At 56.9% G+C, this 14,762-nt stretch carries 12 protein-coding genes; 10 read left to right on the top strand and 2 right to left on the bottom strand.

Annotation, left to right across the window (positions count from 1 at the left end; all coding sequences use genetic code 11):
* Positions 1-133: 133 nt before the first annotated feature.
* Positions 134-754, top strand: a complete 621-nt coding sequence (locus NY406_RS02320) for a photosystem P840 reaction-center cytochrome c-551 (protein ID WP_260535148.1) — start codon at positions 134-136, stop codon at positions 752-754.
* A gap of 75 nt (positions 755-829) precedes the next feature.
* Here the strand turns inward: NY406_RS02320 and queF are convergent, their stop codons facing one another.
* Positions 830-1,183 carry a preQ(1) synthase gene (gene queF / locus NY406_RS02325; protein WP_260535150.1) on the bottom strand — a complete coding sequence of 118 codons (354 nt, stop codon included), beginning with the start codon at positions 1,181-1,183 and terminating at the stop codon, positions 830-832.
* Between the two features lie 107 nt (positions 1,184-1,290).
* On the opposite strand from queF, the gene NY406_RS02330 reads away from it, so the two are divergent.
* The 9 genes from NY406_RS02330 to NY406_RS02370 all read left to right on the top strand — a co-directional run bounded on the left by NY406_RS02330 (position 1,291) and on the right by NY406_RS02370 (position 10,928).
* A complete protein-coding gene (locus NY406_RS02330) occupies positions 1,291-2,025 on the top strand; it encodes a class I SAM-dependent methyltransferase (protein ID WP_260535152.1) in 735 nt (244 codons plus the stop codon).
* Positions 2,022-2,870, top strand: a complete 849-nt coding sequence (locus tag NY406_RS02335; RefSeq protein WP_260535154.1) for a DUF4905 domain-containing protein — start codon at positions 2,022-2,024, stop codon at positions 2,868-2,870. The genes NY406_RS02330 and NY406_RS02335 overlap by 4 nt, the downstream gene beginning before the upstream one ends.
* Positions 2,867-3,877 (top strand): tyrosine-type recombinase/integrase, encoded by a 1,011-nt coding sequence (locus NY406_RS02340; protein WP_260535156.1) that lies wholly within the window; start codon positions 2,867-2,869, stop codon positions 3,875-3,877. The genes NY406_RS02335 and NY406_RS02340 overlap by 4 nt, the downstream gene beginning before the upstream one ends.
* A gap of 94 nt (positions 3,878-3,971) precedes the next feature.
* Complete coding sequence (gene hpf, locus NY406_RS02345) at positions 3,972-4,298, top strand: ribosome hibernation-promoting factor, HPF/YfiA family (RefSeq protein ID WP_260633727.1); 327 nt, start codon at positions 3,972-3,974, stop codon at positions 4,296-4,298.
* Between the two features lie 77 nt (positions 4,299-4,375).
* Positions 4,376-5,404, top strand: coding sequence for an HPr(Ser) kinase/phosphatase (gene hprK, locus NY406_RS02350; RefSeq protein ID WP_260535158.1), 1,029 nt, complete (start codon positions 4,376-4,378; stop codon positions 5,402-5,404).
* Positions 5,385-7,160: a peptide-binding protein gene (locus NY406_RS02355; RefSeq protein WP_260535160.1), complete on the top strand. Its 1,776-nt coding sequence runs from the start codon at positions 5,385-5,387 to the stop codon at positions 7,158-7,160. Before hprK ends, NY406_RS02355 begins: the two co-directional genes overlap by 20 nt.
* A gap of 4 nt (positions 7,161-7,164) precedes the next feature.
* Positions 7,165-8,130, top strand: coding sequence for an ABC transporter permease (locus NY406_RS02360; RefSeq protein WP_260535162.1), 966 nt, complete (start codon positions 7,165-7,167; stop codon positions 8,128-8,130).
* A 19-nt stretch (positions 8,131-8,149) separates the two neighbouring features.
* Positions 8,150-9,190 (top strand): Holliday junction branch migration DNA helicase RuvB, encoded by a 1,041-nt coding sequence (gene ruvB, locus NY406_RS02365; RefSeq protein WP_260535166.1) that lies wholly within the window; start codon positions 8,150-8,152, stop codon positions 9,188-9,190.
* Positions 9,180-10,928 carry a tetratricopeptide repeat protein gene (locus NY406_RS02370; protein WP_260535168.1) on the top strand — a complete coding sequence of 583 codons (1,749 nt, stop codon included), beginning with the start codon at positions 9,180-9,182 and terminating at the stop codon, positions 10,926-10,928. The genes ruvB and NY406_RS02370 overlap by 11 nt, the downstream gene beginning before the upstream one ends.
* Positions 10,929-10,964: 36 nt before the next feature.
* Here NY406_RS02370 and nifJ read toward each other — a convergent pair whose 3' ends face one another.
* Entirely contained in the window at positions 10,965-14,522 is a 3,558-nt protein-coding gene (gene nifJ, locus NY406_RS02375; protein WP_260535170.1) for a pyruvate:ferredoxin (flavodoxin) oxidoreductase, read from the bottom strand.
* Positions 14,523-14,762: the final 240 nt, after the last annotated feature.

Raw genomic sequence — 14,762 nt, forward strand, 5'->3', positions numbered from 1 at the left:
CAAATCCGGCGTATCTGGATTTGGCTATAATGTTTGACGCTTTTTAGGTTTAAATGTTTGCCCCCTTTGCCAATAATGTGTATCTTTCTCAATAAATTCTTGAAAGCGGCTAACACCTAATCCATTACCTGTCATGGACAACAAGTCAAACGGTAAGCTTATTGCTCTCGCAGTAGGCGGGGCTGTCTTAATGGGAGCTTTGTTTTTCTCGGTATCTTTCCTGACCGGCTACATTCCGGCACCGAATCACTCAGCCCTCCTCACTCCTTTGAGGTCGTTCATGGGTTGGTTTCTCCTCATTTTTTGCGCTTCCATCATTATCATGGGCCTCGGCAAGATGTCCGGTGCGATCAGCGACAAGTGGTTCCTGAGCTTTCCGCTGAGCATTTTCGTGATTGTCATGGTGATGTTTTTCAGCCTCAGGGTCTATTGGGAAAAAGGCCGCACTACCACTGTGGATGGCAAATACATTCGCACGACCGCTGAGCTGAAAGAGTTCCTCAACAAGCCTGCAGCGACGAGTGATGTTCCTCCGGCTCCGGCAGGATTCGATTTTGCGGCGGCCAAAACCCTGACCGATACGCGCTGCAACAAGTGTCATACGCTTGATTCCGTTGCAGACCTTTTCCGCACCAAGTACAAGAAGACCGGCCAGGTTGCGCTTATCGTCAAGCGTATGCAGGGTTTCCCCGGTTCTGGTATCAGCGACGAGGATGCAAAGAACATCGAGTTCTGGCTCTACGAGAAGTTCTGATTTCCTTCGAAATTTACATCGGAGATTATATCTCAGCAACGCCCCGGATTTCCGGGGCGTTCTGCATTGGGTGGGTTAATGCTGGCTGGTGCTGTAGTTGACGGTGACGGTTTCGGTGATGCCGCCTCTGGCTTTCCACTCGGTTTTGACGGTCATCCTTCTCGGTTTGCAGGCGTCGACCAGGTCGTCGAGAATCCGGTTGGTGATGTTCTCGTAGAAGATGCCGGCGTTGCGGAATTCGAGGAAGTAGTACTTGAGGGACTTGAGCTCGATGCAGCTCTTGTCGGGTACGTAATTCACGGTGATTGTTCCGAAGTCGGGCAGGCCGGTCTTTGGGCAGACCGAGGTGAATTCGGGATTGACGATCTCGATGGTGTAGTCCCTGTGGGGAAAGGTGTTGTCGAAAACTTCGATGATCTCTTTTTTCATGGGTGTTCACATGTGGGTTGAAGTGGTTCTCGATAGCGCTGCAAAATAGAAAACAGCGGTCATTTTCATTACATTCGTGACGATATTTACAACCTTGATTGTTACTCATGCCTTTTGAGAGATACACAGTGCCAGTGTTCGGGCGTTCGGACGTGGCCATTGAAGACGAACTGACCCGTTTGCGCGCGGAGCTTGCCGCTGAATACGATCTGCGGGAGGTTGCGCACCGCTTTGGTGAGAGCGATTTTACCTTCCTGAGTGTGCTCGACAGTTATGCGCTTCTTGACCGCATCGATCCTGCCGCATTTGTGAAGGACGAGCAGATGCCTTACTGGGCCGAAATCTGGCCAGCCGCGGTAACGCTCTCCCGCCAGATCGTCGAGACCGGAGAGCTTGCCGGCAAAGCGGTGCTTGAACTCGGAGCCGGGGTCGGTATGGCGAGCATCGCTGCCGCCAAAACCGGCGCGCGTGTGCTGTGCACCGATTACTCAACCGAGGCTTTGAGGTTCGTGGCCTACAATGCGATGAAGAATCGCGTGCCGCTCGATACCGCTCGCCTCGACTGGCGCATGGTCAAGGGTGCCGAGAAGTTCGATGCCGTCATCGCCGCCGACGTGCTCTACGAGCGCGTCAATCTGCTGCCCATCGTTACAGCCATCGATGCCCTGCTCGCCTCCGGCGGCGCGGCGTATATCGCCGATCCGCGGCGGCGGTTGGCAGACCAGTTTCTTGAACTGGTGCACGAGAATGGATTCGAAGTCGCTGAGACGCGCATGTTCGATGCCGAAGGCGACCAGACGGTGGCCGTGACGATCTACAAACTGCAACGGTTGATGGCATGAACACTGAAGCTTCGGAGAATCGTCCGGCTCAGCCCGTAGCTGGAGCGCTGTGGTCGTGGCATGGGGGCCACGGTGCACTCATCTGGCAGCTGATGTTCAGCAGCGATGCGGTGATGGGCATCAAGCGGTTTCCGCAGGAGCGCAAGGCGACGTTTTTCTGCCTCGAATCCTTCACGGGTCGTATGTTGCGTGACGATTTCGTGCTGACTGCCGGGGATGAAAACGAGACCCCGGTTGGCGACGGCTGGATGATCGGGCTTGAAACGGTTCACGGCAGCCTGCTTTTCTGCCACGCCTATCAGCCGGGAAGCCCGGAGCATCAGGGCATCTGGGCGCTCGATCTTCTGGCAGGGCGCGTTGCCTGGAGTCGTCCCGATCTCACGTACACAGCCAATCTCGGCGATGCCTTTCTCGCTTACCGGTCAATCGTCTTTGCGGGTTTTCCCGAGCGCGACTACTACCTGCTCGATCCGCTGACGGGAGGCGAAATCGAGCATCTCGGCACGGCGCACGAGCGCCCGAACCAGCTCCGCGACGTGGCGGAGAGCGAAGAGGCGCGGCAGCGAATTCTGCTGCCCGGCCTCGCTTTCGACGAGCGTGGTCACGTCGAGCGCATCGGCCTCGGCGCGTCGTGCGTCACGGTGCATCACCGGATCGAAATCGGCGCGGAGGGCGCTGCCGGATGGAAAGCCACGCTCGCCGTCACCGAAGGTGACCGCCTTGTTCATGAAGAGCGCATGGCTTCCGGGGAACCGGCGCCGGTTTTCAACAGTTTTCTCATAAAGGACAGCCGGTTGTACTACATTAAAGAGAGAGAACACCTCGTTAGCCTCGTCGTCTCATGAAGAGAAGCTCTCCAGTGCGATTACCGAACAAGGAGGTCGCCAGTTGCCGCTGGCTCGATGCGTTTCTCGAGTATCTCCAGTCCGCCCGCAACGTCTCTCCCAGAACGGTGACAGCCTACACGACCGACCTGATACAGTTTTTTGAATTTCTGAAGGACGAAGCGGAACTCGATGATCTTGCTGCCGTTGATCCGGAGCTGGTCGAGGTGCTCGATGTGAGGCACTTCATGGCTCGCCTCTTCGACAGCGCTGTCAAGCCCCGCTCGATCGCCCGCAAGCTCGCCTCGATCAAAAGCTATTACCGCTATCTGCTCGATACCGGAAAGATCGATCGCTCGCTGCTTTCGTTGGTCATGACGCCCCGGTTTGACCGGAAAATACCCAATTTCCTTAGCGAAGACGAAGCGTCCCGGCTTTTTGACCAGCTTCCGCTTTTAGTTCAGGAGAGTGGGGGTGGGGAATATGAGCGGAAAGCCGAGGTGCAGAAATTCGAGCTGGCCAGAGACCGGGCGGTGCTCGAAGTGCTCTATGGCTGTGGTTTGCGCCTGTCTGAGGTGACCGGTCTGGAAAACACCGACATCGATCTTGTGCACGGATTTCTAAAAGTCACCGGAAAGGGGCGCAAACAGCGTATTGTGCCGCTTGGGGAGCCAGCCGCCGAGGCGCTCAGAAATTATTTTGAAGTCAGGCGAAACTTCTTTAGAATATCAAAAGAGGGTGTCGGTGAAGCATCGAAAGTCTTCGTAACGGCAAAAGGCAGACAGATTTATCCCATGCTTGTGCAGAGAATGACAAAGAGGTACCTCTCCCCGGTTACCGAATCGGCAAAGAAAAATCCCCACATGCTCCGGCACACATTTGCAACACACATGCTCAATGGCGGCGCAGACCTGAAAAGCGTCAGCGAGATGCTGGGTCACAGCAGTCTGACGACTACCGAGCTGTACACCCATGTGACATTCAACAGGCTGAGAGAGGCGTACTCCAAAGCGCATCCGAGGGCCTGATTTTCAGCAGTTACCGGTACATGCCCAGCAGAGAGGCATGCACGATTCCGGCCTCGTTCTTTCAAGTATTTCAACTCTTTCAAGGGAGGCAGGTATGACAAACTCAGTTACCAGTGATGCGGTTACCGTCAAGGTCACTCTTCGTCATTCCAACAATCATAGCAGCATAGAAGGCTACGCGCGCGATGTGGCTTCGGGACTTTCAAGGTTTTATGCCGGTCCGCTCAATTGTCATGTTATTCTCGATCATCAGAAAAATGATCACGAGCAGAACAAGCTGGCTGAAATCACCATTCATGTGCCACAGCACGATTTTGTAGCCAGAGAGTCGGCTCCGACCTATGAACAGGCGATAGACAAATGCATCGATGTTCTGGAACGGCAGCTCAAGAAACTGAAGGAAAAGCAGAAAAACATCTGAAATATGTCGTTGGAACAGGGTCAGCATGCTGACCCTGTTCCGGTATAGGGCTTCCCGAAAACCATGATCTGCCGAGCATGAATTTTGACCAGAAAGGCCTGAGAAAGCGATCGATCACGGTCGCCTATTTTTTTGAAAAAATACAGGAACGATTCGATATTAAGTTCAGGCGCGTCAACAGCGTCGATGAGCAGAAACGGCGTATTTCCGAGCGCGATCTCCATCGTCCCGGACTGGCTATCGCGGGCTTCACCAAACTGTTCACCTACAAACGGGTTCAGATTCTTGGCAATACCGAAACGCGTTACCTGAATCATCTTTCTCTGGAACAGCGGTGGTCAGCTTTCACCGAGTTCGTCAAGTTCAGAATGCCGTGTATCATTCTGACCAGTAACAACAAGCTCGATCAGGAACTGATCGACATGGCCACCCGCGCTGGGATTCCGGTGTTCGCCACCCGCTGCTCATCGACGAAAGCGATCTATCTCATCACCGATTTTCTTGATGAAGAATTTTCGCTCTACCAGCAATACCACGGATCGATGGTCGATGTGTATGGTGTTGGGGTGCTTCTGAGCGGCAAGAGCGGACTTGGCAAATCGGAGGTTGCGCTCGATCTTATCGAGCGTGGTCATGGACTGGTGGCCGACGACGTCGTGGTGGTCAAGCGTCGTGGTGAGACAAATGTATTGGTTGCATCGCGCAACAATATCATCGATCACTTTATGGAGATTCGTGGTCTTGGGGTCGTTGATGTTCGACAGAATTTCGGCATCCGGGCAATTCGTGATAGCAAAGAGGTACAGGTGGTGGTTGAGTTGCTCGAATGGAGCAAGGAGTCCGAATACGAGAGGCTCGGGCTCGACCAGAAAATGGTCAAACTGCTCGGCGTTGATCTGCCTCTGGTGCAGCTTCCGATTTTCCCCGGCAAGAACATCACGGCCATCATCGAGGTGGTGGCACTGAACTTCCTCCTGAAGCATTATGCAGGGTACGTACCCGCTGAGGCGCTGACTGAGAGAATCCGCAACGTTATCAACAAGGAGCGCGCCGACGTGCCCGCTCCGTCAACCAGTTCCGAAGAGTATGATGATGAAAACGACTAAACGCTTCTTCCATCTCTTGTCGATTTCGCTGCTTGCGGCCTCAACCCTGCTGACGGCCTGCTCGAAGTCTGGCGGCAAAGCGGGCGCGCTTTCGGGCGCGGCCAGGGACACCACGCTGGTCATCGGAATGCTTGGCGATGCCGATTACCTCAACCCGGTTATCGGGGCGTCGCTCACGTCGAGCGAGATCACCGGGCTGATCTATCCGGGCCTCCTGCAGGGCGAGTTCAACACCAAAACCGGCCTGCTCAACTACCTTGCGCTCGAAAAGCGGTTGCGCCCCTCCTCCGGACCGGACGAGAAGTCCCCGAAGGCGGCGCTGGCCAAAACCTGGACGATGTCGCCTGACCATCGCTCCATTACCTACATTCTGCGTGACGACGCGAGGTGGGCTGATGGCCAGCCGATTACTTCGCGCGACTTCAAGTTCGCCTATCAGCTCTACGGTAATCCGGTGATCGCCAGTCCGCGCCAGCAGTTCCTTGCTGAGCTGATCGGAGCGGACAAGGGAGCGGTTGATTTCGACAAGGCGATCGAAACGCCGAACGATACCACGCTGATTTTCCATTTCTACAAGCCGGTGCCGGAGCATCTCGCGCTTTTCCACACCTCGTTGACGCCACTGCCGGAGCATCTCTGGAAGAATGTCAAGCCGGAGGAGTTTCGCGAGTCGAAGCTCAACCAGCAGCCGGTGGGCGCCGGCCCGTACCGCCTCGCCGATTGGAGCAAGCAGCAGTCGCTGACCCTTTCGTCGAACGTCTCCTGCAACCTGCCCAAGCCGGGCAACATCAAGCGCATCATCTACCGCGTGATTCCCGACTACACCGTCCGGCTGGCGCAGCTCCAGACGGGTGATGTCGATGTGGTCGAGAATATCAAGCCGGAGGATTTCGCCGCTGTGCAGAAGGCCAATCCGAATGTCGATATCAAGACCATCGGCCTGCGGGTTTACGATTATGTCGGTTGGCAGAATATCGACGGTGAATACTACAACCAGACCGGCAAGGTTCGTCCCCATCCGCTCTTCGGCGATGCGCTCGTGCGCCGGGCGCTGACCATGGCTATCGACCGCCAGTCCATCATCGACGGTTACCTCGGCGACTACGGCGTGCTGGCCAAAACCGATATTTCACCTTCGTTGAAATGGGCCTACGACGACTCGATCAAACCCTACGGTTATGATCCCGCCCAAGCCGTGAAGCTGCTCGAACAGGCGGGGTGGTTGCCTGGCCCGGACGGTATCCGCCAGAAGAACGGCAAACGTTTCAGCTTCGTGCTCTATACGAACGCCGGAAACGCCCGCAGGAACTACGCCTGTACGATTATCCAGCAAAACCTTCGCGAGATCGGTATCGACTGCAAGATCGAAATGCAGGAGTCCAACGTCTTTTTCCAGAACTTGCAGGAGCGCAAGCTCGGCGCGTGGATGGCGGGCTGGGCGATTGGCCTCGAAGTCGATCCGCTCGACGTGTGGGGTTCTGACCTGAAAAAGAGCCGCTTCAACTTCCCCGGCTACATCAATCCGAGAATCGACCAGCTTTGCGAGCTTGCCAAAAACAAGATGAAAACCGAGGATGCACGCCCTTACTGGGTCGAGTACCAGAAGATTCTGCACGAGGATCAGCCTGTCACCTTCCTCTACTGGATCAGGGAGACGCAAGGGTTCAGCAAGCGCATCCAGGGGGCGAAGCTCAATATTTCCGGTACTTTCTACAACATTGACGACTGGACGCTGAAACCGTCAATCGCGCCGTAACGACATGCTCAGGTACATTCTCAAACGGCTGCTGATTGCCGTGCCGCTCATCTTCGGGGTGTTGACCCTGACCTTCTTTATCATCCGACTCGCGCCGGGCGATCCGGCGGCGTTTTTCATCCAGCCGGGCATCAGCCCCAACGTCGCCGAGCAGATCCGGCAGCAGTACGGCCTGAACGATCCACTGCCGGTGCAGTACGTAAAGTGGCTCGGCAACGTGCTGCACGGTGATTTCGGACGCAGTTTCAGCCGCGCGCAGCAGCCGGTGTTCGACGTGATTGCCGAGGCGTTGCCGGTGACGATGACCATCGCCGTGCTGACGCTCATTGCAAACTTCGTATTTGGTATCATCATCGGCGTTATCTCGGCGGTCAAACAGAACAGCTTCCTCGACCGCTTCCTGACGGTCACGGCGCTCTTCTTCTACTCGATGCCTGAGTTCTGGCTCGCCCTGATGATGATTATCCTCTTCGCGCTGAAGCTGCCGCTCTTCCCGGTTTCAGGCCTCAACGAGGTTGGCGCGGAGAGCTACGGTGTGTTCGGCTTCATCATGGATCGCATCTGGCACCTCGCGTTGCCGGTGACGGTGCTCAGCATCAACGGCTCGGCGGGCATCGCGCGGTACGTGCGCGGCAGTATGCTGGAGGTGATTCGGCAGGACTACATCCGCACGGCGCGGGCCAAGGGCCTCAGCGAGCGGGTGGTGATTCTCAAGCACGCCCTGCGCAATGCTCTTTTGCCGGTGGTGACGCTGATGGGCAGTTCCCTGCCGTTCATCTTCAGCGGTGCGCTCTTTATCGAGGTGATCTTCGCTTTCCCCGGCATGGGGCGCGTGACCGTCGAGGCGATCTTCGCCCGCGACTATCCGCTGATTATCGCCAACACCTTCGTCTCCGGCACGATGATCGTCTTCGGTAACCTCCTGGCTGACGTGCTCTACGCAGTGGTCGATCCGAGGATCAAACTGTGAACCAAAATCGAGGCCCTGAGTGAGGATTGAAGCGTTGAATACCGCTCCCGATGCGACGGAAGTCCGGTTCGAGGAGCAGATACGGCCGCAAAAAATGGGCGATTTTGCCGGTCAGAAAAAGCTGACCGACAACCTGAAGGTGTTCATCACCGCGGCCCGCAAGCGCGGCGAGGCGCTCGACCACGTGCTGCTCTCTGGCCCGCCCGGCCTCGGCAAGACCACGCTTGCGCACATCATCGCCGCCGAGATGGGAGGCGGCATCAAGATCACCTCCGGCCCGCTGATCGACAAGCCGGGCAACCTGGCCGGGCTGCTCACCAGCATGAAAAAGGGGGATATTCTCTTCATCGACGAAATTCACCGGCTCGCTCCGGCGGTCGAGGAGTACCTCTATTCGGCGATGGAGGATTATCGCATCGACATTCTGCTCGACAGCGGCCCGGCGTCGCGGGCGGTGCAGCTCAAGCTCGAGCCCTTCACGCTGGTCGGCGCGACTACGCGGGCTGGCCTTTTGACCTCACCGCTCCGGGCGCGGTTCGGTATCAACAGCCGCCTTGATTACTACAGCCCAGAGCTGCTGCAAGGTATCATCGTCCGCGCGGCTGGGATTCTGAACATTGGCGTTGACGAAGACGCAGCGATGGAGATCGCCCGCCGTTCGCGCGGCACTCCGCGTATTGCCAACCGCCTTTTGCGGCGGGCGCGTGACTTCGCGCAGGTTGCGGGCGATGCCTCGATTTCGCTCGCCGTGGCGCGGCGCACCCTCGAATCGCTCGAAATCGACGAAGGCGGCCTCGACGACATGGACAAGAAAATTCTCGAAGCGATCGTCCGCAAATTCAACGGTGGCCCGGTCGGTGTGGCCTCGCTTGCCGTGTCGGTTGGTGAGGAGCAGGATACCATTGAGGAGGTTTATGAACCATATCTGATCCAGATGGGATACCTCTCCCGAACGCCTCGAGGGCGTGTCGCCACCCGCCTTGCCATGAGCCGGTTCTCTCATCTGGGTATCTCCGCAGAGGGGCCGCTCTTCGACGCCGCCGAAGGCCATGACGGATAGCGCAAATCGAATCGGCGCGTTCTGGCGGAGTCTCGCGCTGCTGGCGCTCTTCGCCGTCGCTGCGCTCTGGGCCTTCCCGGCAATGGCGTCAGCAAGCCGCGACAGTACCGCTACATCCCGTGACTCTGCGGTCTCAGCTTCGGATGTTTTACCCGAATACGTGCAGGGACTTTTTCTCGACATGAAGGGGGATTACTGGGGAGCCATCGATACCTTCAGGAAGGTGATGGCTAAAAAGCCTGGCGATGCCGCCGTGAGCTATTCGATCTCAAAATCCTATTTGCACCTGACCGTGCTCGACTCGGCGCGGGTTTACGGCGAGGCGGCGGTCAGGCTCGATCCCGCGAACCGGCACTATCTCAGGTATCTCGCCGGAGTCGCGCATGAAATGAAAGCCTACGACCAGGCGGCGGAGCTGCTGGGCAAGGCATTCCTCCTGGAGCCGGAACGTACCGATATTCTCTATCTGCAAGGGCTTGAGTACCTGGCGGCAAAACGGCCTGAGCAGGCCCTCCAGGTGTTCGAGAAGGCTGCGCGGATCGATCCGTACAATGAAGCCGCCCTTACGCAAATCCTGACGCTGGAAATCGCTCTCAAGCACTATCCGGAAGCCATCGAGACCTCCAGACAGCTGCTCAAGCTTGGAGGAAACGACCGCAAAATCGGCATAACGCTTGCCGAACTCTATACGAAAACCGGGCAGGAGACGCTGGCCATTCAGACGCTTCACGAGCTGGCGGAGGGTGAGCCTGGCAATATCGCCTACCGGATCGCCCTGTTCGATCACTACATCAGAGCCGGGCGCAATGACGAATTTCATGGCGAACTGACGACCTATCTCGATAAAGAGTCGCCCTCGAAGGAGTCACTGCACGATTTTGCCAAACTCTATATTTCGCGTTCTGGCAAGGATTCACTCTTTGTCGGTCCGGCGCTTGCGCTGCTTGATGAGCTGATCGCCCGGCGCCCGCGTGACAGCCAGCTTTTCATGCTGAAAGGGATGTACGGCATGATGCACGGCCGCAAGCAGGATGGAGTCGAGCTGCTCACCAAAGCTGTGCAACTCGATTCCGGCAATGCGACGGCATGGGAGTTTCTGATCACCGCCCAGCTCGAATCAGGCGACAAGCGCAAGGCGTTCGAGCTTCTGGCGCAGGCAAAGCGAAGGCTCCCTCGGCAGAGGATGCGCTGGAGTGTCCTCGAAGGCTCTCTGCTACTCTCTTCCCATGAGCTGCGGAGGGCGGTTGCCGTGCTTGAAACGGTTGCCGGGGCGAAACGGAAGCCTGGCGACCCGAATCTTCTGATCCAGGCCAACATCAATCTGGCGATGGTCTGCGATCTGCTTGGCCTGAAAAAGCGTAGCCGAGTGGCTTATGAGCGGGTGCTCGATCTCGATCCGCACAACACCCTCGCCATGAACAATCTCGCCTACCTGCTTACCGAAGAGGGGATCACACGTAGCAAGGCGTTACGTCTGGCCACCAATGCGGTGATGCTTGAACCGGACAACGGAGTCTATCTCGATACTCTCGGCTGGGTACATTACAAACTTGGCAATTTCGAGCTTGCCCGGCAGTTCCTCGAAAAGGCGGCTGCCACCGGGCTGGACGAGCCGGATATCTACCGGCACCTTGAGGAGGTGTACCGGAAGCTCGGCAATGAACCGAAAGCAAGGGAGATGCTCGAAAAAGCGAGAACAGTCGAGAAGGCGCAAGGCAACAAAAAAAGCGGTCATTGACCGCTTTTTTTGTTCGGAACCGGATAGTGGTTCAGTTTATGCTTCGCCTTCAATCGAACGGTTGGCGAGGTGTTCGTAGTGGGCCCAGCGGGCATCAACCTCGTGCTGGATCGCCTGGAAGTACTGTTTTGCAAGATCCGGATGGGTCTTTTTCAGCATTCTGAAGCGGTTCTCCATGTTCAGGAACTGCTCGACCGGCATCTTCGGCTTCTTGGAATCAAGCTGCAACGGATTCAATCCCTCCTTCAGCCTGTCCGGATTGTAGCGGTACAGCAGCCAGTGGCCGGAATCGACCGCCGCTTTCTGGTGCTCCAGACCCATAGACAGTTCAAAGCCGTGCGCGATGCAGTGCGAGTAGGCGAGAATCACCGACGGGCCATTGTACGCCTCGGCTTCGAGGAACGCCTTCAGGGTTTGCTCGTCACGCGCGCCGAGAGCGACGCTGGCCACGTAGGCGTTCCCGTAGCTCATCGAAATAAGACCGAGGTCTTTCTTCGTGGCTGTGCGGCCAGCGGCGGCAAACTTGGCGACCGCGGCTTTCGGGGTGGCCTTGGAGGCCTGACCGCCGGTGTTGGAATAAACCTCGGTGTCGAGCACCAGCATGTTGACGTTCTTACCCGATGCAGTGACGTGGTCCAGGCCGCCGTAGCCGATGTCGTAGGCCCAGCCGTCGCCGCCGACTGCCCAGACGCTTTTCTTGACCAGCATGTCGGCCACGGCAAGAAGGTTCTTGGCGTCGTTGGATTTCATCTGCTGGAGCTTCTCTTTCAACACGGCTACGCGCTCACGCTGCTCGAAAATCTCCGGTTCACTGTTCTGCGTGGCTTCGAGGATGCCGGTGGCAAGGGTTTCGCCAATTTCAGTGGCCATCTTTTTGACCAGCTCCAGGGCATATTCTTGCTGCTTGTTGATCGAAATACGGAAACCGAGCGCGAACTCCGCGGTATCCTCGAAGAGCGAGTTTGACCACGTTGGGCCGAGGCCCTGCGGGTTGCACGCATACGGCGTGGTCGGCAGGTTGCCGCCGTAGATCGACGAGCAGCCGGTGGCGTTACCGATAACGAGGCGATCACCGAAGAGCTGCGTCATCAGCTTGATATACGGAGTCTCACCACAGCCCGAGCACGCGCCCGAGAACTCGAAGAGCGGCTGCTGAAGCTGCTGCTCCTTGATGATGCGCTGGTTGATCTTGTTGCGGTCGAATTCCGGAAGGTCGATGAAAAAGCTCCAGCAGGCGGCTTCGGTTTCACGCAGCGGTGCCTGATCGTGCATGTTGAGCGCCTTGCGGCCTTCGACCTGCTTGTCCCTTGCGGGGCAGACGTTGACACAGAGCCGGCAGCCGGTGCAATCCTCCGGGGCAACCTGAACGGTGTAGCGCATGCCTTTCCAGTTTTTCGCTTTTGCTTCGAGGCTCTTGAAGGTTGCCGGGGCGTTTTCGAGATGCTCCGGCTCGTACACCTTGATGCGGATGGCTGCATGCGGGCAGACCATCGAGCACTTGCCGCACTCGATACAAAGTTCCGGAACCCAGACCGGAATCTCCTGTGCGAGGTTGCGCTTTTCGTACTGCGAGGTGCCGATCGGGTAGGTGCCGTCGGCAGGCAGCTCGCTGACCGGAATCGAGTCGCCCTCGCCAGCGATGATTTTGGCGAGCACGTTGCAGACAAACTCCGGAGCGTCGCCCACAATGGGAGCGCGCAGCTCCTTCTCGCTGTCGGCCACAGCGCCGATCTTCACTTCGTGCAGGTTGGCGAGCGTGTTATCGACTGCCTTGATGTTCTGCTGAACGACTTCGTCGCCCTTCTTGCCGTAGGTTTGGCGGATGGCATCCTTGATCTTGCTGATCGCCTCATCACCCGGCAGCACGCCCGAAATGGCGAAGAAGCAGGCCTGCATGATGGTGTTGATGCGCTGGCCCATGCCGCTCTCGTGGGCGACCTTGTAGGCGTCGATGGTGTAAAGCTTTGCCTGCTTGTCGATCAGACGCTGCTGGACGAGGCGCGGCAGCTTGCTCCATACCACTTCAGGTGAATAGACCGAGTTGATGAGCAGCGTGCCGCCCTGCTTGAGGTTCTTGGCAAGGTCGATCATTTCGAGGAAGACCCAGTGGTGGCAGCCGACGAACTGCGCCTCGGTGATGAGGTAGGTCGAACGGATCTGCTCCGGGCCGAACCTCAGATGCGAGGTGGTGATTGAGCCGGCTTTCTTGGAGTCATAGACAAAAAAGCCCTGCGCGTAGTTATCGGTGTTTTCGCCGATGATCTTGATCGAGTTCTTGTTCGCGCCGACCGTGCCGTCTGAACCGAGGCCGTAAAAAAGCGCGCGGAAGACCGAATCGGGCTCTATCGAAAAGGTTTCGTTGTAAGCGAGGCTCTTGCCCGTCACGTCGTCTTCGATGCCAACAGTGAAGTGGTTCTTCGGCGATTCGGCGTTCATGTTGTCGAAGATTGCCTTGACCATCGCCGGCGTGAACTCCTTCGAAGACAGACCATAGCGTCCACCGACAACCTTCGGCATCGAGACATATTTGCCGCCCTGGTACGACTCTGCGACGGCGTTGATGACGTCGAGGTAGAGCGGTTCGCCAGCGCTACCGGGTTCCTTGACGCGGTCGAGCACCGAGATGCATTTGACGCTCGACGGTAGGGATGCGATGAAGGCAGAAATATCGAAAGGTCTGAAGAGGCGCACCTTGACCAGACCGACCTTTTCACCGTGGTTGTTCAGGTATTCGACGGTTTCGAGAGCGGTCTCGGCGCCTGAACCCATCATGATGATGATGCGGTCGGCATCCGGAGCGCCGTAGTACTGATACAGTTTATAGCTGCGTCCAGTCAGTTCGGCAAATTGATCCATCGCCTTCTGGGTGATTGACGGGCAGGCCTCATAATATTTGTTGACGCTCTCGCGTGCCTGGAAGTAAACGTCCGGGTTCTGCGAAGTGCCGCGAATGATCGGCGCATCAGGCGACATACGGCGCATGCGGTGTGCGAAGACCAGCTCGTCGTTGATCATCGAACGGATCTCTTCGTCCGAAAGCACCTCGATTTTCGAGATTTCGTGCGATGTGCGGAAGCCGTCGAAGAAGTGCAGGAAAGGCACGCGCGATTCGAGCGTGGCAGCCTGCGAAATCAGCGCCATGTCCATCACCTCCTGCACCGAGCACGAGGCGAGCAGCGCGAAGCCGGTGCCCCTGACCGACATCACGTCACCGTGGTCGCAGAATATCGAGAGTGCCTGTGCGGCCAGCGAACGGGCTGACACGTGAATCACGCAGGGGGTCAGTTCACCGGCGATCTTGTACATGTTTGGGATCATCAGCAAGAGACCTTGAGATGCAGTGAAGGTGGTCGTCAGCGCGCCGGTCTGCAAAGCGCCGTGAACGGCGGCGGCAGCACCCGCTTCGCTCTGCATCTCATTGACGAGCGGTACGGTACCCCAGATATTTTTTACATCGACAGCAGCCCATGCGTCGGAGTACTCTCCCATCGGAGAGGCTGGGGTAATCGGGTATATCGAGATGACTTCATTAGTGCGATAGGCGACATGAGCAAGAGCTTCATTCCCCTCCATTGTCTTGAATGTTCGGGTCATACGATCAAAAATTGGATTATGATTGTTGGGACTGCGCGAATCTCGATGGGTACAACTACGAAAGAACGGGAAAAGTTACGTTCGCAGGTGAGAAAAAGCTTCGAGTGTGCTTCCGAAAATAGGAAAAAAACTAATATAGTTTCAATCGTGAGTACTATTATAGCTTAGGTTTTGCTCGCTGATACGCATTTTTTTGCATCTGACGAGCAACAGGAACGCATTTCCGGCAAACCAAACTTT

The sequence above is a fragment of the Chlorobaculum sp. MV4-Y genome, from assembly GCF_025244685.1.
GTDB lineage: Bacteria > Bacteroidota > Chlorobiia > Chlorobiales > Chlorobiaceae > Chlorobaculum.

What these genes read in the sequence shown, in the direction of transcription:
- NY406_RS02340 (WP_260535156.1), top strand. Translation starts at nt 2,867, where the DNA reads ATGAAGAGAAGCTCTCCAGTGCGATTACCGAACAAGGAGGTCGCCAGT.
- NY406_RS02360 (WP_260535162.1), top strand. Translation starts at nt 7,165, where the DNA reads ATGCTCAGGTACATTCTCAAACGGCTGCTGATTGCCGTGCCGCTCATC.
- NY406_RS02330 (WP_260535152.1), top strand. Translation starts at nt 1,291, where the DNA reads ATGCCTTTTGAGAGATACACAGTGCCAGTGTTCGGGCGTTCGGACGTG.
- NY406_RS02355 (WP_260535160.1), top strand. Translation starts at nt 5,385, where the DNA reads ATGATGATGAAAACGACTAAACGCTTCTTCCATCTCTTGTCGATTTCG.
- nifJ (WP_260535170.1), bottom strand. Translation starts at nt 14,522, where the DNA reads ATGACCCGAACATTCAAGACAATGGAGGGGAATGAAGCTCTTGCTCAT.
- hpf (WP_260633727.1), top strand. Translation starts at nt 3,972, where the DNA reads ATGACAAACTCAGTTACCAGTGATGCGGTTACCGTCAAGGTCACTCTT.
- NY406_RS02320 (WP_260535148.1), top strand. Translation starts at nt 134, where the DNA reads ATGGACAACAAGTCAAACGGTAAGCTTATTGCTCTCGCAGTAGGCGGG.
- NY406_RS02335 (WP_260535154.1), top strand. Translation starts at nt 2,022, where the DNA reads ATGAACACTGAAGCTTCGGAGAATCGTCCGGCTCAGCCCGTAGCTGGA.
- NY406_RS02370 (WP_260535168.1), top strand. Translation starts at nt 9,180, where the DNA reads ATGACGGATAGCGCAAATCGAATCGGCGCGTTCTGGCGGAGTCTCGCG.
- hprK (WP_260535158.1), top strand. Translation starts at nt 4,376, where the DNA reads ATGAATTTTGACCAGAAAGGCCTGAGAAAGCGATCGATCACGGTCGCC.
- queF (WP_260535150.1), bottom strand. Translation starts at nt 1,183, where the DNA reads ATGAAAAAAGAGATCATCGAAGTTTTCGACAACACCTTTCCCCACAGG.